General features: G+C 69.6%; 26 protein-coding genes and 2 pseudogenes. 9 read left to right on the top strand and 19 right to left on the bottom strand.

Annotation, left to right across the window (positions count from 1 at the left end; genetic code table 11):
* Window positions 1-63: 63 nt before the first annotated feature.
* Window positions 64-1,554: a sulfatase gene (locus ACF08B_RS36420; protein WP_392321323.1), complete on the bottom strand. Its 1,491-nt coding sequence runs from the start codon at window positions 1,552-1,554 to the stop codon at window positions 64-66.
* A gap of 255 nt (window positions 1,555-1,809) precedes the next feature.
* On the opposite strand from ACF08B_RS36420, the gene ACF08B_RS36415 reads away from it, so the two are divergent.
* The gene (locus ACF08B_RS36415) at window positions 1,810-2,529 is read left to right on the top strand and encodes a response regulator transcription factor (protein WP_392321322.1); all 720 of its coding nucleotides are present in this window, start codon (window positions 1,810-1,812) and stop codon (window positions 2,527-2,529) included.
* A complete protein-coding gene (locus ACF08B_RS36410; protein ID WP_392321321.1) occupies window positions 2,526-4,037 on the top strand; it encodes a sensor histidine kinase in 1,512 nt (503 codons plus the stop codon). The genes ACF08B_RS36415 and ACF08B_RS36410 overlap by 4 nt, the downstream gene beginning before the upstream one ends.
* A 480-nt stretch (window positions 4,038-4,517) precedes the next feature.
* Here ACF08B_RS36410 and ACF08B_RS36405 read toward each other — a convergent pair whose 3' ends face one another.
* Window positions 4,518-5,129, bottom strand: a complete 612-nt coding sequence (locus tag ACF08B_RS36405) for a TetR family transcriptional regulator (RefSeq protein WP_392321320.1) — start codon at window positions 5,127-5,129, stop codon at window positions 4,518-4,520.
* 103 nt (window positions 5,130-5,232) lie between these two features.
* Between ACF08B_RS36405 and ACF08B_RS36400 the strand changes: the two genes are divergently transcribed.
* From ACF08B_RS36400 to ACF08B_RS36390, 3 genes are read left to right on the top strand one after another with little or no spacing between them, the layout of a single operon-like run.
* Window positions 5,233-5,889, top strand: a complete 657-nt coding sequence (locus ACF08B_RS36400; protein ID WP_392321319.1) for a hemerythrin domain-containing protein — start codon at window positions 5,233-5,235, stop codon at window positions 5,887-5,889.
* Window positions 5,886-6,572 (top strand): SDR family oxidoreductase, encoded by a 687-nt coding sequence (locus tag ACF08B_RS36395; RefSeq protein WP_392321318.1) that lies wholly within the window; start codon window positions 5,886-5,888, stop codon window positions 6,570-6,572. Before ACF08B_RS36400 ends, ACF08B_RS36395 begins: the two co-directional genes overlap by 4 nt.
* Window positions 6,573-6,624: 52 nt before the next feature.
* Entirely contained in the window at window positions 6,625-7,788 is a 1,164-nt protein-coding gene (locus ACF08B_RS36390) for an ROK family protein (RefSeq protein WP_392321317.1), read from the top strand.
* Here the strand turns inward: ACF08B_RS36390 and ACF08B_RS36385 are convergent.
* The 3 genes and pseudogenes from ACF08B_RS36385 to ACF08B_RS36375 form a co-directional block, all read right to left on the bottom strand.
* Window positions 7,771-8,121 carry a hypothetical protein gene (locus ACF08B_RS36385; RefSeq protein ID WP_392321316.1) on the bottom strand — a complete coding sequence of 117 codons (351 nt, stop codon included), beginning with the start codon at window positions 8,119-8,121 and terminating at the stop codon, window positions 7,771-7,773. The genes ACF08B_RS36390 and ACF08B_RS36385 overlap by 18 nt on opposite strands.
* A gap of 161 nt (window positions 8,122-8,282) precedes the next feature.
* Window positions 8,283-8,579 (bottom strand): hypothetical protein, encoded by a 297-nt coding sequence (locus ACF08B_RS36380; RefSeq protein ID WP_392321315.1) that lies wholly within the window; start codon window positions 8,577-8,579, stop codon window positions 8,283-8,285.
* Window positions 8,580-8,977: 398 nt separating this feature from the next.
* Window positions 8,978-9,292: pseudogene (locus tag ACF08B_RS36375) on the bottom strand (diadenosine tetraphosphate hydrolase); the annotation flags it as partial.
* 41 nt (window positions 9,293-9,333) lie between these two features.
* Between ACF08B_RS36375 and ACF08B_RS36370 the strand changes: the two are divergent.
* A pseudogene (locus ACF08B_RS36370) lies at window positions 9,334-9,498 on the top strand (precorrin-6A/cobalt-precorrin-6A reductase); the annotation flags it as partial.
* 278 nt (window positions 9,499-9,776) lie between these two features.
* Window positions 9,777-10,316 (top strand): manganese efflux pump MntP family protein, encoded by a 540-nt coding sequence (locus ACF08B_RS36365; protein ID WP_392321314.1) that lies wholly within the window; start codon window positions 9,777-9,779, stop codon window positions 10,314-10,316.
* A 62-nt stretch (window positions 10,317-10,378) separates the two neighbouring features.
* Here the strand turns inward: ACF08B_RS36365 and pqqE are convergent, their stop codons facing one another.
* The 9 genes from pqqE to ACF08B_RS36320 form a co-directional block, all read right to left on the bottom strand.
* Window positions 10,379-11,518: a pyrroloquinoline quinone biosynthesis protein PqqE gene (gene pqqE, locus ACF08B_RS36360; RefSeq protein WP_392321313.1), complete on the bottom strand. Its 1,140-nt coding sequence runs from the start codon at window positions 11,516-11,518 to the stop codon at window positions 10,379-10,381.
* Window positions 11,511-11,756 carry a pyrroloquinoline quinone biosynthesis peptide chaperone PqqD gene (gene pqqD, locus ACF08B_RS36355; RefSeq protein ID WP_392321312.1) on the bottom strand — a complete coding sequence of 82 codons (246 nt, stop codon included), beginning with the start codon at window positions 11,754-11,756 and terminating at the stop codon, window positions 11,511-11,513. The genes pqqE and pqqD overlap by 8 nt, the downstream gene beginning before the upstream one ends.
* An 86-nt stretch (window positions 11,757-11,842) precedes the next feature.
* On the bottom strand, window positions 11,843-12,541 hold the full coding sequence (gene pqqC / locus ACF08B_RS36350; RefSeq protein WP_392321311.1) for a pyrroloquinoline-quinone synthase PqqC: 699 nt from the start codon (window positions 12,539-12,541) through the stop codon (window positions 11,843-11,845).
* 4 nt (window positions 12,542-12,545) lie between these two features.
* Window positions 12,546-13,433, bottom strand: coding sequence for a pyrroloquinoline quinone biosynthesis protein PqqB (gene pqqB / locus ACF08B_RS36345; RefSeq protein ID WP_392321310.1), 888 nt, complete (start codon window positions 13,431-13,433; stop codon window positions 12,546-12,548).
* A gap of 104 nt (window positions 13,434-13,537) precedes the next feature.
* Window positions 13,538-13,669: a pyrroloquinoline quinone precursor peptide PqqA gene (pqqA, locus tag ACF08B_RS36340; protein ID WP_392321309.1), complete on the bottom strand. Its 132-nt coding sequence runs from the start codon at window positions 13,667-13,669 to the stop codon at window positions 13,538-13,540.
* Window positions 13,670-13,716: 47 nt separating this feature from the next.
* Window positions 13,717-15,426, bottom strand: coding sequence for a PQQ-dependent dehydrogenase, methanol/ethanol family (locus ACF08B_RS36335; protein WP_392321308.1), 1,710 nt, complete (start codon window positions 15,424-15,426; stop codon window positions 13,717-13,719).
* 22 nt (window positions 15,427-15,448) lie between these two features.
* Complete coding sequence (locus ACF08B_RS36330; RefSeq protein WP_392321307.1) at window positions 15,449-15,910, bottom strand: MSMEG_3727 family PQQ-associated protein; 462 nt, start codon at window positions 15,908-15,910, stop codon at window positions 15,449-15,451.
* Window positions 15,911-16,314: 404 nt separating this feature from the next.
* Window positions 16,315-18,459 (bottom strand): catalase/peroxidase HPI, encoded by a 2,145-nt coding sequence (gene katG, locus ACF08B_RS36325; RefSeq protein WP_392321358.1) that lies wholly within the window; start codon window positions 18,457-18,459, stop codon window positions 16,315-16,317.
* 135 nt (window positions 18,460-18,594) lie between these two features.
* Window positions 18,595-19,911: a LytTR family transcriptional regulator DNA-binding domain-containing protein gene (locus tag ACF08B_RS36320; protein WP_392321306.1), complete on the bottom strand. Its 1,317-nt coding sequence runs from the start codon at window positions 19,909-19,911 to the stop codon at window positions 18,595-18,597.
* Window positions 19,912-20,797: 886 nt separating this feature from the next.
* Here ACF08B_RS36320 and ACF08B_RS36315 point away from each other — a divergent pair.
* The gene (locus ACF08B_RS36315; protein WP_392321305.1) at window positions 20,798-21,217 is read left to right on the top strand and encodes a CBS domain-containing protein; all 420 of its coding nucleotides are present in this window, start codon (window positions 20,798-20,800) and stop codon (window positions 21,215-21,217) included.
* A gap of 584 nt (window positions 21,218-21,801) precedes the next feature.
* Window positions 21,802-22,737 carry a SigB/SigF/SigG family RNA polymerase sigma factor gene (locus ACF08B_RS36310; protein WP_392321304.1) on the top strand — a complete coding sequence of 312 codons (936 nt, stop codon included), beginning with the start codon at window positions 21,802-21,804 and terminating at the stop codon, window positions 22,735-22,737.
* A gap of 35 nt (window positions 22,738-22,772) precedes the next feature.
* On the opposite strand, the gene amaP is transcribed toward ACF08B_RS36310, so the two are convergent.
* The 5 genes from amaP to ACF08B_RS36285 form a co-directional block, all read right to left on the bottom strand.
* Window positions 22,773-23,381: an alkaline shock response membrane anchor protein AmaP gene (gene amaP / locus ACF08B_RS36305; RefSeq protein WP_392321303.1), complete on the bottom strand. Its 609-nt coding sequence runs from the start codon at window positions 23,379-23,381 to the stop codon at window positions 22,773-22,775.
* Between the two features lie 25 nt (window positions 23,382-23,406).
* The gene (locus ACF08B_RS36300; protein WP_392321302.1) at window positions 23,407-23,886 is read right to left on the bottom strand and encodes a DUF6286 domain-containing protein; all 480 of its coding nucleotides are present in this window, start codon (window positions 23,884-23,886) and stop codon (window positions 23,407-23,409) included.
* 185 nt (window positions 23,887-24,071) lie between these two features.
* Window positions 24,072-24,485 (bottom strand): Asp23/Gls24 family envelope stress response protein, encoded by a 414-nt coding sequence (locus tag ACF08B_RS36295; protein ID WP_392321301.1) that lies wholly within the window; start codon window positions 24,483-24,485, stop codon window positions 24,072-24,074.
* Complete coding sequence (locus tag ACF08B_RS36290) at window positions 24,482-24,649, bottom strand: hypothetical protein (protein ID WP_392321300.1); 168 nt, start codon at window positions 24,647-24,649, stop codon at window positions 24,482-24,484. The genes ACF08B_RS36295 and ACF08B_RS36290 overlap by 4 nt, the downstream gene beginning before the upstream one ends.
* Window positions 24,650-24,732: 83 nt before the next feature.
* On the bottom strand, window positions 24,733-25,215 hold the full coding sequence (locus ACF08B_RS36285; protein WP_392321299.1) for an Asp23/Gls24 family envelope stress response protein: 483 nt from the start codon (window positions 25,213-25,215) through the stop codon (window positions 24,733-24,735).
* Between the last annotated feature and the right edge of the window lie 79 nt (window positions 25,216-25,294).

The following is a 25,294-nucleotide window of genomic DNA, read 5'->3' as shown; positions in this document are numbered from 1 at the left end:
CATGACGGGAAACGGGCCGGAGGGGGTGAACAGGTTTGTGTACGGGACCTGTTGGCTCGCGGGCTACGGGTGTCCGGCGCTCCAGCAGCCGTCGCCCTGGCAGTTCTTCAGCCGGGTCAGCGCGGTGTGCAGCTTCGCGAGGCGGGCCCGGCTCAGCCGTCCGGCGATGTTGTGCAGCTCGTCGGGGTCGGTGCGCAGGTTGTAGTACTCCTTGGCGCCGCTGTCGTACTCGACGTAGGTGTAGGAATTGGTGTGCATGGCGTGGTAGTTGGGCGGGCTGATGCTCTCGGTGCCGTGGTTGTCGGGGTCGTCGGGCGCCTGCTGGGCGTGGCGGTGCTCGATCAGGTTGGCCGTGCGCCAGCCCGCGGCCGATCCGCCGTCCAGGAGCGGGAGCATGCTGTGCCCGTCCACCCGGGACGACACGGCGGCACCGCCGATCTTCTCGAAGGTGGGCGCGAGGTCGATGTTCGACACCTGGGCGTGGCTCGTCCGGCCGGCCGCGACACCGGGGCCGGCGATCACCAGCGGCACGCGCACGTCGGTGTCGAAGGCCGTCTGCTTCCCGGCCTTGAGGCGGTACTCACCGAGGTGGAAGCCGTTGTCGGAGCCGAAGACGACGTAGGTCTTGTCGGCGACGTGTGCCCCGATCAGGGTCTGGCGGAGCTTGCCGAGCATCTGGTCGACGGCCTGGAGCGACTGTGCGCGCTTGCGGAACTTCTTGTCGATCGTGTTCTTCTCGCTCCGGGTCAGCGGATTCTGCCGGGCCAGCCACGGCGGCGCGTCGGTGGGGAGCTTGTCGAAGGCGGGCCCTTGCGGCGCCGTCAGCCCGGGGAAGTCCTTCTTGTCCCGGCGGGCCGGCCTGGACGGGCCGTGCGGCGTGAAGAGGGCGACCTCCAGCATGAACGGCTTGTTCGCCGCCGCGGACTCCTTGATGAACGACTGCCCCTTCTTGCTGAGGACGTCGGTCAGATAGTCCTTGTTCTTCTTCCCGTGCGGTTCGATCGTGTGGTTGTGGGCGAGCTTGTACTTGTACTCCGGGTAGCCGTTGCCGACGACGTCCCACTGGCTCCAGCCCTGCGGCACGTACGGCTGCTGGCCGTCGACGGTGGACCTGGGGTCGTAACCGTTGAGGTACTTGCCCATCATCGCGGTGCGGTAGCCCTTGGCCTTCAGCGCCGCGGCGAAGGTGTCCTTCTCCAGCCCGTTGTCGTGGAAGGCGTTGAAGCCGCCGTTCGGTCCCTCGTTGCTGAGGACGCCGGTGTTGTGCGGGTACTCGCCGGTGAAGATGGACGAACGGGACGGGCAGCAGAGCGAGTTGCTGACCACGAAATCGCTGAACGACGTGCCCTGCGACTGGAGCTTCTGCACCTGGGGCATGTACGGCAGCAGATTCGAGGACATGTCGTCGGTGAGGACGAAGACGATGTTCGGTTTGGTCGCGGCCGCCGCAGCGGATGCGGAAGCGGACAGGGCCGGCTGCGTGACGGGCCGGGTGGGGACGGCGGCTGTCGCCGCCCCGCTCACTCCGCTCTGGACGGAGAAAGCCACTGCCACCAACCCGACCGCCATTGTCAGTAATTGACGAGTACGAATCATGCTCGGAGCGTTTCAGCGCGATTCCGGACCGGTCAATATTTGTCCGCCTCTCCTTGAATTATTCCGAACCGGGGTCAATTAATCCGCGACCAAGGAAATTAATCCGCGAAGGTGGCAACCCGCGGGCACCATTCCGTCCGAGGCTGTCGCATCATGTGATTTGATCGGTCTTCTTCCGGCGGATTCGTTCAACGCGGTGAAACCGAGGTGTGCATGGCAGGCAGGACCGGGCGGGTACTGGTGATCGACGACGACGCGGCGATACGACGGTCGCTGGCACGGGGTCTGCGGCTGAGCGGATTCACCGTGGACGTCGCGGACGGCGGTCGTACCGGTCTCGCGGAGGCCCGCGCCGGCCACCCCGACATCATCGTCCTGGACATCTCCATGCCCGACCTCAACGGCATCGACGTGTGCCAGGCCCTGCGCGACGACGGCGACGACGTACCCGTGCTGATGCTCTCCGCACTGGACGAGACGGCCGACCGGGTGGCGGGTCTGCAGGTGGGCGGGGACGACTACCTCGTCAAGCCGTTCGCGCTCCAGGAGTTGGTCCTGCGGCTGCACGCCCTGCTGCGGCGCCGCCCACCGGCAGCCGCCACCGCCACCGTCCGCATCGGCGGCCTCCTGCTCGACTCTGCCTCTCACCAGGCCGTTCTGGACGACCGGCCCCTGCAGCTGACCCGGCGCGAGTTCGCGCTGCTGGAGGTCCTGGCCCGCAACGCCGGCATCGTCCTGAGCCGCGAGCAACTGCTGGACCTCGTATGGGGATACGACTTCCAGGTCCGCAGCGACGCCGTCGACACCTTCGTGAGCTATCTGCGCCGCAAACTGGAGGCGGGTGACCGGCCCAGGATCCTGCACACCGTGCGTGGGGTCGGCTTCGTCCTGCGCACGGACCGCCGGCCGCCGCACAGCGAGGGCACGCCGTGAAACTTTCCACCCGGATCGCGCTCGCGGTCGGCGTGAGCGTGCCCGTGCTGGTCCTCGCCTCCGGCTGGCTGCTGCTGCACCTGGTCGGCAACGACCTGCGCACCCACCAGGACGACCAACTGCGCGCCCGCGCAACAATCGTGGCCAAGAACGCCAAGGCGTACCTGGACGTGGCCGGCAGTGACCACCCGCTCCTGGAGCGGGTCCGCCGAGGCCGGCTGGTCAACTCCGCGCGGGACGTGGGCATCCGTCTGACCGGGCCGCAGGGCACGATTTCGGCGGGCCCGCAGCCCGATCCCTACCCCACACTGCCCCGCAACGCCCCGGACCCCGTCGGCGTGACCTCCGGCGGCAAGGACTGGCTCGTCCTGTCGCTGCGCGTCGGTGCCGCGAAAGAGGGCACCACGCCGAACCTGTGGCTGCTGTCACCGGACACCGCCGAGGACGAACTGGCTCTGGTGCGCGGGCGGTTGCTGACCGGAGCACTGCTGGCCGCGGCACTCGCCGGAGCCGCCGCCTGGGCCATCGCCGCCAGAGCGGTGCTTCCGCTACGACGGCTGCAGCGGCGGACCAGCGGTCTCGACCCGCGGACCAGCAGCGTACGTCTGGAACACACACCGACCCGGATCGCCGAGGTGGACGACCTCGCGCACACGGTGCAGATCGTGCTGGCCCGCTACGACGAGCAGGTGGCGCGCACCGGGGACGCGCTGGCCACCGCCCGTGCATTCGCCGCCACCGCCTCCCACGAACTGCGTACCCCGTTGATGAGCATGCGGACCAACCTCGACATCCTCACCGACCACCCCGGACTTGACCCCGAGGACCGGACGGAGGTCCTTGGGGAACTGGGGCGCGAGCACGACCGACTGCTGGGTCTGCTGGTGATGCTGAAGGCGCTCGCGCAGGGCGACCTGATCGAGGCGGACGCGTTCACGTCGCTGGACCTCGCAGAGCTCGTGGAGGCGTCGGTCGCCGACCTGCGGCGCACCCGTCCCGACGCCGAAGTGTCCGTACGCGCGACCGCCGGAGTGCGCGTCCACGGCTGGGAGCAGGGGCTGCGCTCGGCGGTGGACAACCTGCTGGCCAACGCCTGGACCCACGGCCGTGCCGCCGACGGCGTCGCCCGTATCGAGGTGACCCTGCGTCCGCCGGGGGGTGGGCATCGGGCGACTGCCGTACTCGCCGTGGACGACCATGGCCCCGGCATTGCCCCGGAGTGCCGCGAGGACATCTTCGAGCGCTTCCGCAGGGGCCCGGACAGCCCGGGCTCCGGCCTCGGCCTGACTCTGGTCGCCCAGCAGGTCGCCCTGCACCAGGGCCGGATCATCGTGTCGGACCGCCCTGACGGACGGCCCGGCACCCGCTTCGCGGTCAGCCTGCCGGCCACGGGCATCCAGGACGTGGAGCACACCCTGCCGCTGCTGCCCCGCGACTGGCTTACGGGCACGCCCGAGACGCTTTGGAATCGCCCGCCTCCAGGTCCGTCGGGCGGCGTGCGAGGATAGTTCCGCGAGGGTGGATGTCCGCTCCTTGCTGTCTCCGGTGTCCCCGGCATCGTCACGCACGGGACTCAGTGGCTCTGTCCACCACCAGGCGACGGCGGGGATCGGAGGTGCGCTGGACCGGCCGTTGCAAGGACCAGGTTGCCCCGGATGAGACGGTCCAGTTGACTCAGGTGGCGGCGCTGGCCCACATGTCCACGGCGTACTACGAGAGCCTCGAACAGGCACGTGGCCCGCAGCAGTCGGCCTCGGTACTCGCGAGCCTCGTGACCGCCCAGCGCCTGTCACCCGACGAACGGCACCACGTGTACCAGCTGGCTGGGCGGGCGCCGCCGACGCCCGCCGAAGCCCCGGACCACTTCGACCTACGCGGCCGAGCTGAGGGCCATCCCCGCCCGGCGCGGCCACGACCCCGCCGCCGTGACATTCCGGGCGCGCCGACCACGGACCGTTTGAACCGCCTCCGGCGGTTGATCGAGGAGGTCAGCCGAAGAGGAGGCCCCGCAGTATCCGCGTGAGGTGTTCGGTGAGTTGGTCGGACGGCATCGAAGCGAGAGGCTCGGTCCGTGCGATGTACCGGCTGAACGCCACCCCGATCATCTGCGCCCCCACGAGCGCCACGCGGGTGTCCAGGTCGTCGCCGGGGGCGGCGGTCTCACCGGGTGACAGGACGGACCGGTAGACGGCGGTGCTGTGCTCCTGCATCGCGGACAGGAGCTCCGACGCGGCACGCTGGTCGGACGCGGCACTGCGCAGCAGGGCGATCAGCGGATCGTTGACGGCGTCCGTCTCCAGCCGCCGTACGAAGGCACGGGCGATCCGGTCGGGCAGCGTGGCGGGGTCACCGGCCGCGACGTCCTCCAGGTCGCGATTGCCCGGCATCGCTGCGAGGAACAGCCTTTCCTTGGAGGCGAAGTGACGGGTAATCAGGCCATGTGTGACACCTGCCCGGCCGGCGATCTCACGGAGTGTCGTACGGGCGTATCCGCGCTCGGCGAAGGCTTGGCGGGCCGCCTCGATGATGGCCGCCCGGTGTCCCTCGGGATCCCTCCGGCGCCTGCGTGGCTGCTCGGAGACCGGTTCTGCGTCGTTCACGGCACCTCCTTCATGTGATCACTCTACGGCGGCGCGACACCTCGCCCGTCGCCACTGCTAGGTTAGTATCCACTTGGATATCAACGAGCGGATGGATCACATCATGAGTGTGGAGACACCCGAAGGCGGTGCGGCGGTCGCCGAGACCCGCCTGCTGCACAAGATGCACAGAGCCGCGACGTCCCTGTTGGCGGAGGCGGCACAGCGGGACACCGCCCCCGCCACGGCCCTGGAAGAGTTGCGTGACTTTCTCGTCGCGGCGCTGCGGCACCACCACGAGAGCGAGGACGACGTGCTCTGGCCGCTACTGACCGCCGCGGACCCCGCGGCGGCGGCCGGGCCGACGGACCTGGCGGCCGAACACGACGCGCTGGACGCGGCACTGGACGCGCTGGCGGCCACTCCCGTGCGGGATGCCGACGAGCGGACGGAGCTCGCCGACGCGGCGGTGGCGGTGCGCGACCTGGTACACGCGCATCTGGAGCACGAGGAGCCGGTGCTGTTTGCCGCACTGACGGCACACATGTCCGACGAGGCCTGGGCGGAGTTCTCCCGCGCGGTCATCGCCTCGGCCCCGCCCGTGGGTGCCCACCTCAACATCGGCTTCTTCGAGCAGGTCGGTACTCCCGGCGAACTCGCGGTCGTCACCGCCAACCTGCCGGAAGCCGCCCTGGACCTCGTCCCGGCCATGCGCGAGCAGGCCGAAGCCACCCTCAGCAGCCTCCAGGCCGCCGAACCCGGAAGGACCTTCACAGCATGACCAGCACACTCATCGTCGGCGGCAGCGGCGGACTGGGCGGCGTCATCGCGGAGCACTTCGCCGGCTGCGGCGACGACGTCATCGTCACCGCCAGGGACAAGGCGCGGGCCGAGGCCGTAGCGGCGCGCATCGGCGGCGGTACCCGTGGGCTCGCACTCGACCTCGGCCGCCCCGAGACCATCGACGCCGCACTCGCGGATGTCACCCAGATCGACCATCTGGTGATCACCGCCGTGGGCCAAGCGGCAAACACACTTGCGGAGTTCAACATCACGGACGCGGTCTCCGCCGTGACCATGAAGCTCGTCGGCTACGCGGAGACCGTCCGCGTGTTGCGCGACCGGTTCACCCCGCAGGCGTCGGTCGTGCTCTTCGGGGGACTGGCCAAGGAACGCCCGTACCCTGGCTCGACGATCGTCAGCACCTTCAACGCCGGGATCACCGGCCTGGTCAGGACGCTCGCGGTGGAGATCGCGCCGCACCGGGTCAACGCCCTGCACCCCGGTCTGATCGGCGACAGCCCCAAGTGGCGCGACGTCCCCAACCCACCGCACTCCGACAAGACTCCGATCGGACGGTTGGTGACCATGGCCGAGATCGCCGACGCCACCCACTTCCTGCTCCGCAACACCGGTGTCAACGCCCATGACCTGCACATGGACGGCGGCCTGCTCGCCACCTGACGGCCCGGTGCCCCCCGACATCCTGACGGCAACGACACGAACGTACGGACGGATGCGCGACATACAGCAGCCCCTCGTCCCAGCAGCCGCACCTACGCCCGGCCGTGGACAACACGCAGACCGGGTACTGCGGTTGCTGCGTGAGTCGGGGCCCATGACGCGAGGTGAGCTCGGCGCACGTTGCGGGCTGTCGCGGACGACGCTGTACGAGGTCACCGGCAGGCTCGTGGACAGTGGACTGGTGATCGCCACGGTCGCGGACACCGGACGACGGCGGCCGGGACGCCCGGCGGAGAAGCTCGCTGTCAATCCCGCGGTCGGCCGCCTGCTGGGCATCGACTTCGGCCGACGCCACGTGCGGCTGGCCGCGATCACCGCGGCAGGCGACGAGATCAGCACGGTCGGCGGGACACACTCTCCCGCCGCTCCGTGGTCCGAGCGCATCGCCGTCGCACGACGGCTGGCCGCGGGACTGACCGGCAGCGTCCCTCGCCTCGGCCCCCTCGGCGATGTGGGCGTCGCGGTGGCAGACCCCGCCACCGTCTCCCTCGCCGCCGACGGTGATCGGGCGTTGGCCGACATGCTCGGCCGCAGCCTCGGCGCCCGAGTACGGCTCGGCAACGGCCCACGGCTGGCGGCGCTGGCCGAGACGGTGTGGGGCGCGGCCAAGGGCCTGACAGACGTCCTGTACCTGGAGTTGTCGGACCAGGTCGGCGGGGGCCTGGTGACCGGCGGCGCGCTGCACCGCGGCGCTCACGGCCGGTCGGGCGGGTTCGGGCACATCCTCGCCGAGGTCGCGGGTGCGCCTTGTTCCTGCGGTGGCCGGGGCTGTCTGCAGACGGTGGCGTCGACCACGGCGGTGCTCGACGCTTACCGGGCCGCGCCGGATCTGCCACAGCTGGCGGCCGCGCTGAGTGCGGGAGAGAAAGCCGCGCACGCGGTGGTACGGCGGGCCGCGATCCACACGGGCAGAGTTCTGGCCGGGCTGGTCAAGGCGCTCGGGCCGAGCATGGTCGTGGTGGGCGGCGAGCTCGTCACGCTCGGACCACCCCTGATGAAACCGCTGGAGAACGAGGTGCGGGCGAACGCCGTGACCTACCGTTCACCACCGGAGACGCCCGTCCGGCGGGCAGAGTTGGGCGACTTCGCCGCAGCGGTCGGCGCCGCCTCGCTGCTGCGATCGCCCAGTGACGCGGCTTCAATCCCGTCCGCTTGAGCCTGAACAGCTGAAGCCGTTCTCCAGGCAGGCACTTTGTGTCCTCTGCCAGAGGGCATCGGTCTGTCGGGGAGCGCCGTCAGCGACGACGCGTTCCAACAGGGCGGGATAAGCCGGGATGTCGGGGTGGCACAGCACAAACCGGACGTCGCCGAACGCCCGCGCGATACCTCTGTCGACGAGGGTTGCACCGATCACCTGCTCCATGGCCCATCGCCGGCGGCGTACGGCTCCGGGCACCTTGGCGTTGTTCGTCGCGTCGAGTCGTGCGGCGTCGCCTCCGGCCGACACCGTACGATGCGGCCACCTCACATCGGCGACGGATTCAGCCACACCGCCCACCCGCTCGGCACTCAAGAAGGGTCGAGCAGGCTCTCCAATTCACGGGCGCCCAGGTCAGGAGCCCTTCGCAGCACGAGCCGCGGGCCGTGCATCGTCAGACGGGTACTTCTGTCCATACGGCCGCACCTCGCTGACACCAGCCATGCCTGGTGTCAGCGATGCCGGCGGCGGGCTGAGGCTCTGCCCGCCGCCGGCAGCCGCTCCTGGACGGGGACCGTGACCGTCCCGAGCACGGCTATCTGCAATCGGAGATTGATGTTCACGGGCACGCTGTCCACCCACGTACGTACGCGTACCGAGCCATCCGCAGGAGTGATCTGCTGCACAGTGACGTGAGCGTCTTCGAAAAGCGGGCTGCTGAACGTACTGTCCATTTCGGTTGCCGAGGCCAGAACGAGGGAGCCCTTTCGAATACGGCCATCCGGGATGAACCCCATAATGTTTTCCATGGGAAATCTCCTGTCGGGGGCGGGACTGCCGGACAGCGGTCCCGCGGATTCACGGATTCGGATAAGCTGCTGCGGTTGGGTCGGCGCCGCCGGACATTGAATCGTCGGCGACTCACGCGAAGGCGGCCCAGCCGAGCGCGGGCGCAGCCTGTGACTGATATCGGGACGGTCGGTCGGAGCCCGGACCAGCCAACCGGTGCCTCGACTCGTGCCGGGGCAGTGCATCGCCCGATCCCCGCCCACATCGGCACACTCAAGTAGGGAACCGCCCAGCTGCTCACGGGCCTCAACGGTCGGGCTGTCGGTGCCCAGGAGGCCGCCCCTTGCGCACGGCCACTGCGGCGGCCCAGATATTTCGCAGAGGTCGTCCGCATGCTCATGACAGGTGGCCTACGCCATCAGGCCATCGAACGCAGTCGGTCCAGCTCGCTGCCAATCGCATCGCGCAGCCCATCGTGCTGTGGGCCGAGCTTGAACCGCGCGTCATTCCATCGGTCACTCGGATACCGCCACACTGGCTTGCTGAGCAGCTCAGTCGGTTCCCACTCGAACCGCGGCCAGACATGCGCATGCAAGAACGGGTCCGTGTTGCCGAGGATCTCCAGGTTGATCCGGCGGAAATCGGGGTCCAGCCGCCGGCAGGCCCGCTCGACCGCTTCTGCGAGCTGGTCCATGCCGGACAGAAACGACAACCTCTTGGCCCTCGGCAAGTGTGTTCCCCTGCTTATCCTGCGCCGCCCCGGCTGGGTGGCCCTTCGCCGACCTGGACGCCCCGTTCTTCCTCCTGCGGTCCGTGGACGCTCCCGAGCCTCCGTGCCCCGCCCGCATCGACGTCGTCGTCACCAGGGACAGCGGAGGGGCGGCCACCACCCCGCAACTGACCGCCGCGCGAGAGGCCGGGCTGCCCGTCATCGTCGTGATCCAGGCTTTCGGAGTGTCCAAGGAGGCGTTAAGCGTCCGGTTCTCCTATTGGGCGTGACTCTCGTCGCACTCAGTGAATGAGGCGTGCAGGCTCAAACAGTGAGTCTTTGTGAGCGCTGGTCACCGTCCGGCGAGTAGCGTCGGAACTCCCCCTGGAATTCGGCTTGCCGGGTTTATTCGCCGAACCGGCTGCGATACTCTGTAGAACATGATGGAGGTGAGTCGAGGCAGAGTCGCTTTCTCCGGCGCGGGTCGTCATCGGGTAGTGGCGTCGCCATGATCTGGGAAATACTGGTCCTGGGCTTTGTGCTCAGTCTCGACAATTTTCGAGTATCGATCGCGCTTGGCACGGTCCCATTCGGCTTGAAGCGCGCGGTGCAGGTCGCGCTGACCTTTGGACTGTGGGACGCCGTGATGCCCCTGGTCGGGCTGTTGATCGGTCGCCAGATCGGGGAATCCGTAGGGGACGTCGCCGATATGGTGGGTGCGGCCGCGCTCGGCGGGTACGGTCTCTACCTCGTCATCTCGTCCCTTCGGAACCCGGAGCCGGAGGAGTTGGACCACCCGTGGGCGTTGTTCGGCATTCCGTTGACGCTGAGCCTGGACAATTTGTTCGCCGGGGCGAGCCTGGGAGTTCTTGGCCTCTCGCCGTGGTTCTCGGCCGCCACCTTCGGCATGATGACAGCAGTGTTGTCGCTGGTCGGTCTGCAGCTCGGGCGGGCCGCGGCGCGCCTCATCCGGATCCGCTCGGACCTGCTGAGCGGGGTCACCTTGATCATCGCCGCTGCGGCGCTGCCGCTGTGGTTCGGCAACTGACCCGCTCCGCCCGGAGGCGGCCGCCCTGCGGGAAGGGGCAACGGAAGGTCGCCGACCGCGAGTCAGCGTTGGCGCCCTTGATCGCCTTGCCGACCATGTGAACGGGTGACAGGTGACAGACCGGGCCGGTGCGGGCGGGGAATCAGCGGAGGATCGTCGGCCCGCGAGTCGGCATTGGCGGCCTCGACCGCCCGGACGACGAGGTCGTGGTCGGGTGACAGGTAGCAGACCGGGTCGGTGCGGGCGGCGTCACCGGTGAGCAGGAACGCCTGGCAGCGGCACCCACCGAAGTCCAACTCCCGCCGGTAGCAGCTCCGGCAGGGCTCCGGCATCCAGTCGGTCCCCCGGAACGCGGTCATTATCGGGGACTCGGCCCAGATCCGCTCCAGTGGGTCATCCCGCACGCTGGCCCGCGGCAGCGGCAGGGGCTGGGCGGCCGGACAGGGCAGGACGTCGCCGTTCGGCGTTACGGTCAGTTGCCGGGAGGCCCAGCCGCCCATGCAGGGCTTGGGGAAGCGACTGTAGTAGTCGGGGATGACGTAGATGACGTCCATGCGGTCCCGCAGCCGCTCGCGTGCCGCCCGCACGACGACTTCGGCCGCCTCGAGCTGGGCCCTGCTCGGCAGCAACGCGTCACGGTTTCGCCAGGCCCATCCGTAATACTGGGTGTTGGCCAGCTCCAGCCGGTCGGCGCCCACCTCCTCGGCCAGTCGGAGCACGTCGGCGACGCGGTCGATGTTGTGCCGGTGCAGCACCACGTTCATGGTGAGCGGCCAGCCCAGTTCCTTGACGATGCCCATCGCCTCGATCTTGCGTTGGAAGGAGGGGGTGCCGGCGATCCGGTCGGACACGGTCGGCTCGTCGGCCTGGATGCTGATCTGCACATGGTCCAGGCCGGCGGCCCGTAGCTCCTCGGCCCTCGATCGCGTGAGCCCGAGGGCGCTGGTAATGAGGTTGGTGTAGAGGCCGAGGTCGTGGGCGTGCGCCACGATCTCCACCAGGTCGCGCCGCAGCAGTGGCTCCCCTCCCGACAGGTGGCACTGGAGAACGCCCAGGTCGCTTGCCTCGGCCAGCACGCGCCGCCACTCCTCGGTGGTCAGCTCGTCCTGGTAGCCGGCCATGTTCAGCGGGTTGGAGCAGTACGGGCAGGCCAGTGGGCACCGGTAGGTGAGCTCGGCGAGCAATCCGAACGGGCTATCCATCGGTGAGCTCCAGCCAGCGCCGGGCGACGAGCCGGGTCAAGAACTGTCGCACCTCGTCCTCGGAGACGGCCTGATAGTGCGCGCCCAGCTCGGTAACGATCTCGGCCACGGTGTGCCGCCCGTCGCACAACTCGATGACAGCCGCGCCGCTGCCGTTCAGGACCACCACCGTCTCGGGGTGCAGCAGAATCCGGCGCCTCCTGGTCCGGCAGAAGGTCAGCCGGACGTGGCGCGCCAACCGGGGCCGGTCAACCGCCGATACTCCGACGGCGGGTCGGCTACCGGTACCGGTCCGGGTCGTTCCGGTGTGGGTCGGGTCCATGGTCACTCCGGATAGGCCTGGTCGATGGCGTCCATCAGGCTCCACAGGACGTCGCACTTGAACGACAGCGCGTCGACGGCACGCGCCCGGGACTCGGCGGAGAGGCAGTGCGCGGTGACCACCTCGAGGGCGTGTTCGCAGTCGCGGGGGGCCTGCTCCAGGCGGGAGCGGAAGTAGGCAAGGCCCTCGGGGTCGATCCACGGGTACCAGCGTTCGAATGCCTGCAGCCTCGCCGCCATCAGGTCGGGCGCGAACAGCTCCGTGAGCGAGGACGCTACTGCCTCCACCCACGGGCGGGTCCGGGTGAAGTTCACGTAGGCGTCGACGGCGAACCGCGCGGCGGGTACCAGGTGCCGGTGGTCGCGGACCTCCTCGCGGGTCAGCCCCGTGGCTTCGCCGAGTCGGAGCCATGCCTCGATGCCGCCCTCGCCGTCGGCGGTACCGTCGTGGTCGATGATGCGTCGGATCCAGCGGCGGCGGACATCGAGGTCGGGGCAGTTGGAGAGGATCGCGGCGTCCTTGCGGGGGATGTTCTCCTGGTAGTAGAAGCGGTTGGCGACCCAGCCACGGATCTGCCGGCGGCTGAGCCTGCCGGCGTTCATCCGGACGTGGAACGGGTGCTGGTCGTGGTATTGCCGCGAGTGGGCCCGCAGCGTCTCGACGAAGTCGTCGGCGCCCGTTCTCGTGGTTGTTGTCGTCACGGCTCTACACCTCGACCTCGAGGCCGTCCATGGCCACTTCCATGCCGCTCTCCTCCACGGTACGCCGTTCGGGTGTGTCCTCCAGGAGGATGGGGTTGGTGTTGTTCATGTGCACGAAAATCGTCCGACCCGCACCCAGCGAGGGCAGTTGCGCCAGACTGCCGTCCGGGCCGTCGATGGGCAGGTGGCCCATCTCCCGGGACGTCTTGCCGGACAGGCCGAGTTGGACGAGTTCGTCGTCGCGCCAGCAGGTCCCGTCGATCAACAGGCATGCGCAGTCCTCGATCTCCACGCGCAGCGCCGGCGTCAGCGATTGCACCCCGGGCAGGTACACCATCGTTCCCCCGCTGCTCTGGTCGGTCAGCCGGTAGCCCACGACGCGACCATGGTCGACCCCGGCGCCGAACCGGGCGCGTTTGGTGGTGGGTACGTCGAAAACCCGGCAGGACATCCCGTCCGCCAAGGCGAGGTCGGCGCCGGGGGTCGCTGCACGCCACTCGACCGGGCAGTAGCGCTCGAGCGTGCGCAGAATTCCCGAGCCGTCACACAGCGTCTTGCGCGTGGCCGGTGTGGTGTACAGCCGCAGGGCGCGGGCCTCGCGCAACAGAAGCAGGCCGAGCGTGTGGTCCAGCTCGGCGTCGGTGAGCAGCGCCGCCTCCAGCGGCGTCGTCCGGTCGCCGCGCGGGTGCAGGGCGGGGAAGGCCTCGATCTGGGTGCGGACGTCGGGCGAGGCGTTGATGAGGAACCACCGGCGGCGGTCGGCGCTGACCGCGACCGACGACTGGGTGCGCGCGAGGCCGGCCCGGGAGCGGACCGCGGCGCACACCGGGCAGCCGCAGTTCCACTGCGGGGAGCCGCCCCCCGCCGCCGAGCCCAGCACGCGCAGCAACACGCCAGCACTCCGTTCGCCGAAGATCCGGGTCCGTCCTCGGCACGGCCGGGCCCGGCCGTCCCGTCCGAGGGCGCCGGACCAGGTCCGGCGCCGCCCCGGATCCGCTACTCCTCCAACCGATCGAGGTACATGGTCACCTCGGCCGCGACGGCGATCTCGTCGAACTCGGGCGTCTCCCACGCGGCGAGCTGAGATTCCGTCTCGGGGGTCTCCCACACGGTGAGCTGAGATTCCATGGATTCACCTCCTCTCTGCCCGGACAGCGGCAGGCTCCGGTCGTGCGCTACGACGATTCAGGGAGGGCGAAGACGATCAGGGCGCTTCCGTGCCCCGCGCCGAGCATGCCGGGGAGGAATCCCTCGGCCCAGCCGCCCCAACCGACCGGCACGGCGATGTACTGCCTGTCGTCGACCATGTAGGTGCTCGGGCTGCTGTGGTGGCCGCTTCCGCACTGGAACTGCCACAACAGCTCGCCGGTGCGGGCGTCGAGCGCGTTGAACTCCCCGGAGGCTTCACCGGCGAACACCACGTCGCCGCCGGTGGCCAGCACCGAGGCGCACATCGGGAGTTCGTTGCGCCAGCGCCACTTCTCCTCACCGCCTGCGTCGAACGCGCTGATGGACCCTGCCATGTCCTCGATGTCCACCTGAACGCCCGCACCCCAGTACGGAATGCTCTCCTTGAACTCCCGGCGTCGCCGCGTGGCCGTGGCGCCGGTGTCTTGGACCGGGACGTAGAAGAGCTGGGTCCTCGGGCTGTAGGCCGCGTGGGTCCATTCCTTGGCGCCGGCCGGACCGGGGTAGAAGTGGACCGGCTCTCCCTCCTTGTCCGGGTATATCTTGGCCGTCACCTGGCCGTCCCTCGTGATCGCCCCCCAGGTGATCCGGTCCACGAACGGGGTGATCTGTACTCTCTCGCCGTTCGTCCGATCGAGTACGAAGAAGTAGCCGTTCTTGTCGAAGTGCCCGAGCAGTTTGCGCCCGTCGTGCTCGAACAGGATGCACTCGGCGATGCTGTCGTAGTCCCACAAGTCGTGCGGAGTGCACTGGTAGTGCCAGCGGATCTGACCGCTGTCCACGTCGACGGCGATGATGCTGTCCGTGAAGAGGTTGTCGCCCTCGCGGACACCTCCGTCGAAGTCGGGCGCCGGGTTGCCGGTGCCGACGTACAGGAGGTTCGTCTCCGGGTCGAAGGTGCCGGTGACCCAGCAGTTCGCCCCGCCCCGCGCCCAGGCCTCGCCGTCGGCGGGCCAGGTCTCCGAGCCGGGTTCCCCGGGCTTCGGCACGGTGTAGCAGCGCCACTGGTGCTCGCCGGTCTCGAGGTCGAACGCGTCGAGGTGGCCGCGCACGCCGAACTCACCGCCGGAACTTCCCACGATGACCATGTTCTTCACGATCAGCGGGGCGACCGTGGCGCTCTCCCCGGCTCGGACGTCTCCGTAGGTCTTGTCCCAGACCCGCTTGCCGGTGGTGGCGTCGAGCGCGAGCACACGGGCGTTCGCCGTGACGAAGAAGGCCTTCCCCTGAGCCACGGCGACCCCGCGGTTCACGTTCCCGCAGCACAAGGACACGTCGAAGGGGACCGCATGCTTGTACCGCCAGATCTCCACACCCGTCTTCGCGTCAAGGGCCCAGACCCAGCCGTCCCAGCCGGAGAGGAACATGACCCCGTCGACGACGATCGGGGTCGCCTCGAACGAATAGGTCGACGCGCCCGCGATCAGGCCGGTCGTGCCGGCCTGGAAGACCCAGGCGGGCACCATGCGCTTGACGTTCTCCGTGTTGATCTGATCCAGCGGGCTGTACCGCTGCCCGTTGTAGGCGCCGTAGTAGGTCAGCCAGTTATGGGGTTCCTCGCGGGCGTTGAGTAGGCGTTCGTAGTCGACGCCGGCCACTACCGGCGGCGCGACCTCCCCGCCCGCGACCTTGCCGCTCAGGGCTCCCTGATCGACAGCCTCACCCGCGTCGACGTAGTCGGCGTAGTCGACGGTCATTTCCTCCACCTCCTACTTGTTCCTACGGCCGCGGCTGTTCGGGACGGTCGAGGCGAGCCTCTGGCGGAGCGTCCCCCAGGACGACGATGGCCCCGGTCAGCCCCCGCCCCTCGTCGTTGCCTGTGGGCGAGGCGTACCAGTAGTAGCCCGGCCCGTCGAGGTTGAGGTGCGCGTGTCCGTGCGAATGGTTCACCAACCAGATGAACTTCCGGTCGCCATTGCTCGGCAGGAGCGCGCAGTGTGTGTTCTGGTCGTCGTTGACGAGCTCCAGCTCGATATCGCCGCCGTGAGGCATCACCAGAATGGAGGGATCAAAGGTCAGCTCATCCGGGTGGATGCGAATTGTGGCCTCCATATGGCCATCCGATTTCTCGGTGGCCTGCCCAATGCTTCCGGTTCCCAGCACTTGCCCCAGCGCTGCTTTGTTCTGTGCGGCCAACCCGATCTTGTCCAGCAGGTCGGCTCGCTCCTGCGTGGTCGTCATAGGGGCTTCACTCCCCTCATCCCGAATCTCTGCGTCCAATTCGCATAGGTCGCGCTGACGGAGACACCTCGCTGACCGGGCGTAATCACTCGGCAGGAATATTCTCTCGAATTGCAAGCCCGCTACGCCGAATGAATCGGACCGAGAGGGGTGAGAATTTTGTACTCAAAAGGCACGCTACGCCGGATGAATCACACCGACAAGGGTGAGCGCCAGTTCGGGCGACTCATGCCGCTCGTCCGCGACCAGCTACCGTTCGCGCCCGAATAGCCGCCGTTGGGAGGAGTCGGCTCACACTGCACCGCGTCGCGCGGGGACCGGCCGTAGACTCACGCGACCGTCGCCGATCAACACTCGCTGACCGGTCTCCAAGCCTCTCCTGGCGTCTCGACCTCGATGGAGGATCATACGAGGTCGTACCGATCAAGGTTCATGACCTTGTCCCACGCGGCGATGAAGTCCCGCACGAACTTCTCCCGTGCATCGTCGCTCGCATAGACCTCCGCGACGGCGCGCAGCTCGGAATTCGACCCGAAGACGAGGTCGACCCGGCTACCGGTCCACTTGACCTCGCCGGTGGCGCGGTCGCGACCCTCGAAGGTTTCCCCGGTCGCGGATGTCGGCTGCCATTCCGTGTCCGTGTCGAGCAGATTCACGAAGAAGTCGTTGGTGAGCGACCCGGGCACAGAGGTGAAGACACCCAGCGGGGACCCCTGATAGTTGGCGCCCAGCACCCGCAGGCCACCCACAAGGACGGTCATCTCGGGCACGCTCAGGTTCAGCAGGTCCGCGCGGTCGACCAGCTGGTGCTCCGGGGGCAGCCGGTTGCCCTTGCCGCGGTAGTTGCGGAACCCGTCCGCTTTCGGCTCGAGCGGGGCGAAGGAGTCCGCATCGGTCCACTCCTGCGTGGCGTCCGTGCGTCCCGGAGTGAACGGGACCTGAACGTCGTAGCCGGCGGCCTTGGCTGCCTGTTCCACGGCGGCGGCTCCGCCGAGCACGATGAGGTCGGCCAGCGAGACCTTCTTGTCCCCGGTCCGGGAGCTGTTGAAGGACTCCTGAATCCCGTCCAGGGTGCGCAGCACCTGTGCCAGCGTGTCGGGGTCATTGACCTCCCAGCCCCGCTGCGGCTCGAGGCGGATACGCGCGCCGTTCACCCCGCCACGCTTGTCGCTGACGCGGAACGTCGAGGCGGACGCCCACGCGGTCGAAACGAGCTGGGAGACCGACAGCCCGGAGGCGAGTATGCGGCTCTTGAGCGCGGCGATGTCCGCCGCCCCGACGAGCTCGTGGTCGACCACGGGGACCGGGTCCTGCCAGCGCAGCTTCTCCCGGGGGACCAGCGGTCCGAGGTAGCGCTGGATCGGGCCCATGTCGAGGTGCGTCAGCTTGAACCACACCCGGGCGAACGCATCCGCGAGCTGCTCCGGGTTCTCCAGGAACCGCCGAGAGATCGGCTCGTAGACCGGGTCCGATCGCAGCGCGAGGTCCGTCGTCAGAATCGTCGGGGCGTGTGCCGTCGACGGGTCGTGGGCGTCCGGCACGGTGCCGGCCCCGCCGCCGTCCCTCGGGATCCACTGCCACAGACCGGCTGGGCTCAGCTCCAGGTCCCACTCATAGCCGAACAGGGTTTCGAAGAAGCTGTTGTCCCATCTCGTCGGGGTGGGTGTCCACGTACCCTCAAGCCCGCTGGAGATGGCGTCCCTGCCCTTTCCGGTGCCATAGCTGCTCTTCCAGCCCAGGCCCTGCTGCTCAAGGGGGGCGCTCTCGGGTTCGGGGCCGAGGTAGGCGTCCGGGGCGGCCGCGCCATGGGTCTTGCCGAACGTATGGCCGCCCGCGATCAGCGCGACGGTCTCCTCGTCGTTCATCCCCATGCGCCGGAACGTCTCACGGATGTCCCGGGCCGCGGTGAGCGGGTCCGGGACGGTGTTCGGTCCCTCCGGGTTGACGTAGATGAGGCCCATCTGGACCGCGGCGAGAGGGTTCTCCAGCTCCCGGACGCCGCCGTGGCGTTCGTCTCCGAGCCAGGCGCGCTCGGGACCCCAGAAGACCCCCTCGTCGGGCCCCCAGACCTCCGCCCGGCCACCGGCGAAGCCGAAGGTCCTGAAGCCCATCGTCTCCAGGGCACGGTTGCCCGCGAAGACCATCAGGTCAGCCCACGAAATCTTGCGGCCGTACTTCTTCTTTATCGGCCAGAGCAGCCGGCGCGCCTTGTCGAGGTTGCGGTTGTCCGGCCAGCTGTTCAGCGGCGCGAAACGCTGCATGCCGGTGCTCGCGCCACCGCGGCCGTCGTCGATGCGGTAGGTCCCGGCGCAGTGCCACACCATGCGGATCACGAGCGGCCCGTAGTGGCCGAAGTCGGCCGGCCACCACCCCTGCGACGTCGTCAGCGCCTCGTCGACGTCCCGCGCCAGGGCGTCGAGGTCGAGCGTCCGGAACTCCGCGGCGTAATCGAAGTCCTCGCCCATGGGGTCGGCGATGGCGGGGTGTTTTTGGAGGATCGTCAGGTTGAGCTGGTTCGGCCACCAGTCGCGGTTGCTCGCACCCCCGATCGGACGACCGCGGTGTTCGGCCGAGGCAGAGAGGCCGAGGCCGCCCGCGCTCCCAGGGTTCATCTCGCCGCTCACAGCGTCCGGACTGTCAGACACGGGAACCTCCTTCCGGGCCCCTAGATCGTGCCGGCCTACTCAGATGTCCAGCGCGCGACGCACGGCCGGCGCGTTCCGCCGGGAGACCGGTACCCTCTCGTTCGCCCGGCCGTCCATGATCAGAATCAGGTCTCCCTTGAGCCCCCGCTCGATCTCCCGGACGCGGCTGAGGTTGACCACATACCGGCGGTGCACCCGCAGGAAGCCGAAATCCGCCAGCTCGTTGTCGAGTTTGTCCAGGCTCAGTGAGGCGGCCCGCAGTCGCCCCTGTTCGGTGGAGAGCCACACGTCGTTTCCCATCGATTCGGCGAAGGAGACTTCCGGCAGCCGCAACAGCACCATCCGGTTGCCGCGTGTCGCGACCAGTCGACGCGGCTGCACCGACGGGTGCGCGGGACCCTCCGCCTGGGGCAACTGTGCCCCGTCGGAGGCACCGAACGAGACCAGGTTCCCGATCAGGTGTCCGGACGAGAAGACGGGTCGGAAACTGATCGATGTCGGCTCGTCGGCGAGATGGGCGAATATCTGCGTCGAGCCGACCCAGTCAGGGTTGTGAGCCGCCTGGCCGGCGGCATACCGGGCGGCCGCGATCAATTCTGGCAGCCCGGGGTTCCATCGCAGGGTGGGGTCGACCGCCGGGGTACATGCCGGGACGCCCAGGAGCACGCTTGCCATGTCGTCGGCGATCACCACCCTGCCCCCGGTGTCCAGCGCGGCGAGCGCCGCACTGGAGCGTCCCCTGGCCTGGGTGTAGGCAGCGACCAGCTCGGAGCCGCTGTCCCTGGCCCGCCTCTTCAGCGGGTGCTGGGTCATGGTGACCGCCTTCGCCAGCCAGCTCTCCGCGGACGCGGGAAGCTCGCTGCGCCAGCAGCAGATGCTCAGGACCGCGATCGGTTCCGTGGTCACGACGTCACGCACCGCGATGCCTGCGCAGAACCAATCGTGGAACGCCCGGCACCAGTGCTCCGCGCCCCGGATCGGTACCGGGCCGTGCGCCTCGAGCGCCGTACCCATGCCGTTCGTACCGACCGCGCACTCGGACCAGCAGAACCAGGGCGCCAGATTGCAGCCGCCGGCTCTGGCGAGCGTGGCTTGATCACCCCACTCGGCCAGTATTCGGCCGGCGGCATCAGTGACGGTGACGACGCAACCGAGGTTGCCCACTTCATGCGCCACGGAGGCGGCACGGAAACCCAGCTCAGCGAACACGACATCGTGCTCGGGGGTATGGTCGAACTCCGGGACGGCTACCGGTGCCTCTGTGAGGTGAGGATCGACCCGGTACTGCTCTCGGCAGCGGTGCCAGGAGATCGCCACCAGAGGCCGGACACCAGGGATGTGATCCTCGCCCTGCACGAACCGCTCCCACGCCGCGAGCACGCTGCCGCCGCCGGGCTCCGCCGACGTGGGCTCAAGCCGTTGTACGTTCCTCATGGTTCAGAACCGCCCTCTGGTCCATCCCCAACGCCCGACGACGTGCGCGCGGTCCGCGCCGGTCTCCGCTGTCGGGCCTCCGGCTGACCGGGCGCTGCGTCGAGCGCCCTACTGCTTCGTCACTCGTTCCAGGCTGTGTCACAGACCTGCACCTCCCACCCTAGGTACGGTTGTCGGGCTGCGCACGTCCCCTCCGAGACGCGTGTGCGCACTCAACCCCGTGCGAGCTGGAGGTCGTGCGCCCCGGCCGGCCTCTCGGGGCCTGCTCGTCTCGCGGAGCCCGTGCGGCGACACTCGTCCGGCGGGAATTGGGCAGGGTGCCGTGCACAGGATGCTGTCGGACGGGCCCCGGCCCGGTGCACCGAGAGGTGAGGTCGGAGTTGCGCCGAGCTGGGGTCCTCGGAAGGTAGCCGGGCTCAGCGGCGGCGGAGCACCCAGCGCGCTGTTCCACGCTTGTGGTTCCATCACGGGACTGACCATCGGTTTTCGCCCTGCTCGGCGGTCTCCCGCGACCGTGGATGGCGGGTGCGGCCGGGCTGCGGATCACGGCAGGACATGCCGGACCGCCCCCCTGCGCGCGGGTGCGGGCCTGACGAACAAGGGCACCCGCACAAGCGTCGCCATAGCGGCGAATCAGGTGGGGGGCGGCGCACAAGAGGTGCCGGGGTGGCCCCGCGCAGCATCCGGCCGACGGAGCCACGCCGGCGGGCGGGAACCTGAGTCGTCGCGCGCGTGAAGGAGGGCTGCCGGCCGGGTACTCGGCCGGTACAGCCCAGTGGGCACCCGCTCTCCACCTGAGGGAGGCGTCATGACTCAGCATGTGCGGGACATCATGACCAGCCGGCTGGTGACGGTGGAGCCGCAGGCATCGGTGACAGCGGTGGCACAGAAGATGCGCGACGAGGACATCGGCATCGTGCTGGTCACCGAGGGCGACGATCTGCGGGGTCTGGTCAGTGACCGCGACCTCGTGGTGCGCGCGCTCGCCGAGGGCGGCGACCCGAATGAAAGGACCGTGGCCTCCGCCTGCAGCGGCGACCTGGTCACCATCACCCCGGACGAGGACCTCGACCACGCGGTCGAGCTGATGCGCGAGCATTCCGTCCGCCGCCTTCCGGTCGTCGAGGAGGGCCACGCCGTAGGCATCGTCTCCATCGGCGACCTGGCGATCGAACGCGATGCACGCTCGGCACTCGGCGACATCAGCGCCGCCGAGCCCAACCAGTAGGACACCCCGTACAGCGCGGGGAACGCCGGTAGCTGCCCGGCGGCGCACTTCCCGCGCGTGAAGTCAGGGCCCGGTCCAGCGACCGGGCCTGACTGCGCGAGCGGTGGCTGTCCGGCAAGGCTGTGCCGAAGTGGTCCGCGGCGGCCCCCGCGAACAGCCCGAGCCCCCGGCCCGCGGCCAACCTCAATTCCTGGGGGCGTCCGCCGACTGCGCGCGTCTGTCCGTGGTGTGGGCCGTCCCCGTTGGTCGGGCAACGGCTGGGTGAGCTACGCGACGACCGCGCCGGCGAGAGCGGCCGGACCTTGCCCCACCACGGCAGCAGATCCGGCTACCACTTGCCGACCTGCCTCGTCAGGAGCACGGTGTGGCCTGTGCGCGCGGGTCGGCGCGCCGGCATGTTTGCTGCCGGGGCCAAGGGGGATTCGGAGATCGCGCTTCGGCCCGGAGGCGTGCGCCCAGCGGGACAACCTGGCTGCCGGCCCCCCTTCGGCAGACCGGACGGCGCCCGTGCGGTGGTCCCTGTTCCAGCCCTGAGCCAGGCCCGGCACCCCGGGCCGGCCCGCCGTCGTACGGGAGCGATGCGCATGCCGGCCGACACCTCGACAAGCCCCTTCGACGGCCCTGCCGGCGCCGCACGCGCGCCCACACCACGCGGCCATGACGACGCACCTGACACCGCCGCGCTCTTCCTTCGTCTGGCGGCGCTGGCCAATGGCGCCGAACGGGACGCCGTACGCGCTGAGCTGGTGACCGCGTGGCTGCCCATGGCCCACCGGATCGCCGACCGCTTCCGCGATCGCGGCGAGTTGGTCGAGGATCTGCATCAGGTTGCCGCGCTCGGTCTGATCCGGGCCGTCGACGGATTCGACCCCTCCCGGGGGGCCTTCGAATGCTACGCCGTGCCCACCATCACCGGTGAGGTCAAGCGGCACTTCCGGGACCGTACGTGGGCCATGCACGTGCCCCGCCGGGTACAGAACCTGCGCAACAAAGTGCGCCTCGCCCGCATCCACCTGATGCAGGTCCCCGGCAGTCGCGAACCCACCACCGCCGACATCGCCGCTCGCACCCTCCTGACCGAGGAGGAGGTCACCGCGGGCCTGGAGGCGCTCGACTGCTACAGCACCCTCTCCCTGGACATGGCGCTCTCCAAGGCCGACGACAGCCCCGCCTTCGCCGACACCCTGGCCGCAGCAGATCGCTCCTACGACGTCATCATCGACCGTGAGGCCGTCAAGGACGGGCTGCGTCGTCTTCCCGCTCGGGCGCGGGCCATCCTGTACATGCGCTCCTTCGAGGACATGACGCAAGCCCGCATAGCCGAGAGCCTCGGCATCTCCCAGATGCACGTCTCCCGGATCATCAGCCGCAGCTGCGCCCGCATCCGCGACGAGGCGCTGAACTGCCCTCCTCCTGAGCTCCCTCCGCGCGGTGACATCCGGGTAGATGCCCGCGCCTGCTTCCTTCCTGCAGGCGGGCCGCCTCGAAGCGGGGCGATACGCGGAAGTTCGGAAGGGTGACCTCATGCCCGAGCACCCCCCACCAGGGCGTCGGCCTATGCCGCGCGGTGGGCCTTGTGGTGGGAGACGCGCAGGCGGGTCTCGGCACTGAGGTCGTCACGGCCGGTGGACCGGCGGGCGTGATCCAGGGGGCCTTCGCCCAGGGCCTCGAGAGCGGTGTCGGGTGCTGTGGTTGGCGAGAGGGTGAGAGTGATGTCGGCCCGGGGATGGGCCGGGCGGCCGACGAGGCGGACTTTCGCGCTGTCGATGCCCGGCAGGGCTTCGGCTTCCGCCTCGATCGCGTCGCTGAGCGCACCGTGGCCGAGTTGGATGCCCTGCTGGGCGTGGTCTGTGCCGACAGGCACCCGGGAGGGGCGGCGCCGGCGGAGCTGGGCGAGCAGCCACCACAGGGCGAGCAACGCGGTGACGGTGAGCGCGGCGATGACGGCGGGCCACCACCACCAGCCCTGGCTGCTCCAGCGGGCCCGGTCGCCGGAGCCGAGGAGGACGTCGTCGGAGGCGGTCAGTGGCCAGCCGGCGGGCGGTGTCAGGTCATGTCGCCGGTACAGGTCGAGTCCGGCAGCGATGATCAGCAGCCCGCCGCCGAGCAGGATCAGACCGGCGACGGCCAACAGGACGCGGTTGAGAACGGGTTGCGGCGTCATGGCACGCTCCGCTGCTGAGTGCTCATCAGGTGGTCCGCCGGCGGACCACGACGACAATCCGCGGGGGATGGGAGAGAGTGAGCCGGTCGCGTTCGCCATCGAGGACTGCGGCCACGTCGGTCTTCACCTGCCGTGGGTCGCGGAAGTGGACATCGGCGCGTGCCAGGATGCGGTGCCGGCGCACACGGATGCGCGCCGTGCGCACGCCGGGCACCTGCAGCGCGGCATCACGCAGGAGGACGGCGGCGCCGTCCCGGTCCAGCTGGGCCCGCTGCTTTGCCGGGGAGCGCATCGGCATCAGATGCCGCAGGCCCGGGGTGAGGGCCAGAACGAGCAGCCACAGGCCGATGGCGGCCGCGACGGCGGCTCCGGTGAGCATCCACGCGTCGTCCACGGGACGGGTCGCCAGGGCGTCGGCCAGCTCCTGTCGCCAGGCTGCCGCCCGGCGCCCCGCTCGCACGGCGACGACATCGATCAGTGCCGCACCTGCCGCAACCAAGATCACACATGCGGCCGCGGCTGCCGGGAGCCGGCGCGCCGACCAAGGGCGGCGGGTAGTGGGCCAGCTGTCCGGACCGGTCGGTGGTCTCTCGGGCGGCGCCGCGTGGCCTGCCGGCCCGGTCGGACCTGGGTCGTGGTTCATGCGGTCCTCCTCCGCCGGGGGCGTGCCGGGTGGCCGAGCGCGGTCGTTCACCGCACCCGCCTGCGGCCGGAACCGGGGGCCGTCACCAGCCGCCGGATGGTGAGGGCGACCTCGTCGACGCGCATCCCGGTCAGCTGGGCCACGCGGTCGGCGACGTCGCGCTGTATCTGCTCGCAGACGCGTGCGAGGTCGGTGGGGTAGGGCAGGTCCACGGCCAGGCGCAGGCGCACCGCTCCCGCATGGCTGGCGACGGAGGCGCTGGGTGCCGCCCCGGGGTCCCTGTCGGGCGGCATGGCCGCGCGGCGCCGCTGCGCCACACGGCCGGCCTCGGTGGCGATCCGGCCTACGACCTTGTCCGGAATGATCGTCGCCCCCCGCTCCGCCGGTGGCGGCAGAGCGGAAGCGCGTGGGGGGCCGGCCCGGTCTCCCGGGGAGAGGACGGGTTCGGGCAGGGCGTTCACCGTTGCCTCCGCGTTCGGAGGTCCAGATCGCCCTGCAGGACCAGGCCGGCGATCAGGCCGGCCGCTCCCAGGACGAGGACCAGCAGGAAAGCCCAGAAGCCGCCGAAGTATCCGGCGAAGCCCAGCGCCATGCCGGCGACGAGGCCCGTGGTGGCTGTGTTCATGACTCACTCATCCGTCTCCGGCGCGTAGCTGTCGCCGCTGAGCCATCGCCCGCACCAGGGGAGCGGGCGATCACCCAGGCGTGTCACCTCACGCGCCCCTCCTGGTCGTCGGTCTCCTCTTCCTCGTCGGGCAGGTGGACGTCGTCGACGGCGATGTTCACCTCGACGACCTCCAGCCCGGTCATCCGCTCCACCGCGGTGATCACGTCGGTACGCACGTCGCCGGCGACGTCGACGATGGAGACGCCGTACTCGACGACGACGTCGAGGTCCAACGCGGCCTGCCTCTCGCCGACCTCGACCTTCACTCCCTGGGTGACACCGCTGCCCGTGCCCGGGACCCGCTCGCGCACCGCGCCGAGCGCCCGGGCCATCCCGCCTCCGAGCTTGTGGATGCCCGGAACCTCGCGGGCAGCCAAACCGGCGATCTTCGCCACCACGCTGTCCGCGATGGTGGTCCTGCCCCGTGTCTCCGCCGGTGCTCCCGCTCCGGTCCTGCCCTGCAACGCGCTTTCACTCCCACCGGCTTGGCTGTTCCGGCCGGTGGCGCTGCTGTCGTCCGTCATGGCGGATCGCCTCGATCGGTCGTCGTGCCTCCGCGCGAGGCCCGTCAAGAGGGTTGGACGACCCGGTCGGCACACTCCT

Source organism: Streptomyces sp. NPDC015139 (assembly GCF_043079785.1).
In the GTDB taxonomy this organism is placed as follows: Bacteria; Actinomycetota; Actinomycetes; order Streptomycetales; family Streptomycetaceae; genus Streptomyces; species Streptomyces albidocamelliae.
The sequence above is the reverse complement of the archived record's forward strand: the minus strand, read 5'-3'. Positions and strand labels throughout refer to the sequence as shown.

Bases quoted from the DNA above. Each gene is read 5' to 3' on its own strand.
- pqqA (WP_392321309.1), bottom strand. From the start codon at position 13,669: ATGGAATCTCAGCTCACCGTGTGGGAGACCCCCGAGACGGAATCTCAG.
- pqqE (WP_392321313.1), bottom strand. From the start codon at position 11,518: ATGGATAGCCCGTTCGGATTGCTCGCCGAGCTCACCTACCGGTGCCCA.
- ACF08B_RS36415 (WP_392321322.1), top strand. From the start codon at position 1,810: ATGGCAGGCAGGACCGGGCGGGTACTGGTGATCGACGACGACGCGGCG.
- ACF08B_RS36395 (WP_392321318.1), top strand. From the start codon at position 5,886: ATGACCAGCACACTCATCGTCGGCGGCAGCGGCGGACTGGGCGGCGTC.
- ACF08B_RS36335 (WP_392321308.1), bottom strand. From the start codon at position 15,426: ATGACCGTCGACTACGCCGACTACGTCGACGCGGGTGAGGCTGTCGAT.
- ACF08B_RS36285 (WP_392321299.1), bottom strand. From the start codon at position 25,215: ATGACGGACGACAGCAGCGCCACCGGCCGGAACAGCCAAGCCGGTGGG.
- ACF08B_RS36330 (WP_392321307.1), bottom strand. From the start codon at position 15,910: ATGACGACCACGCAGGAGCGAGCCGACCTGCTGGACAAGATCGGGTTG.
- ACF08B_RS36315 (WP_392321305.1), top strand. From the start codon at position 20,798: ATGACTCAGCATGTGCGGGACATCATGACCAGCCGGCTGGTGACGGTG.
- ACF08B_RS36310 (WP_392321304.1), top strand. From the start codon at position 21,802: ATGCCGGCCGACACCTCGACAAGCCCCTTCGACGGCCCTGCCGGCGCC.
- ACF08B_RS36380 (WP_392321315.1), bottom strand. From the start codon at position 8,579: ATGGAAAACATTATGGGGTTCATCCCGGATGGCCGTATTCGAAAGGGC.
- ACF08B_RS36400 (WP_392321319.1), top strand. From the start codon at position 5,233: ATGAGTGTGGAGACACCCGAAGGCGGTGCGGCGGTCGCCGAGACCCGC.
- amaP (WP_392321303.1), bottom strand. From the start codon at position 23,381: ATGACGCCGCAACCCGTTCTCAACCGCGTCCTGTTGGCCGTCGCCGGT.
- ACF08B_RS36290 (WP_392321300.1), bottom strand. From the start codon at position 24,649: ATGAACACAGCCACCACGGGCCTCGTCGCCGGCATGGCGCTGGGCTTC.
- ACF08B_RS36390 (WP_392321317.1), top strand. From the start codon at position 6,625: ATGCGCGACATACAGCAGCCCCTCGTCCCAGCAGCCGCACCTACGCCC.
- ACF08B_RS36365 (WP_392321314.1), top strand. From the start codon at position 9,777: ATGATCTGGGAAATACTGGTCCTGGGCTTTGTGCTCAGTCTCGACAAT.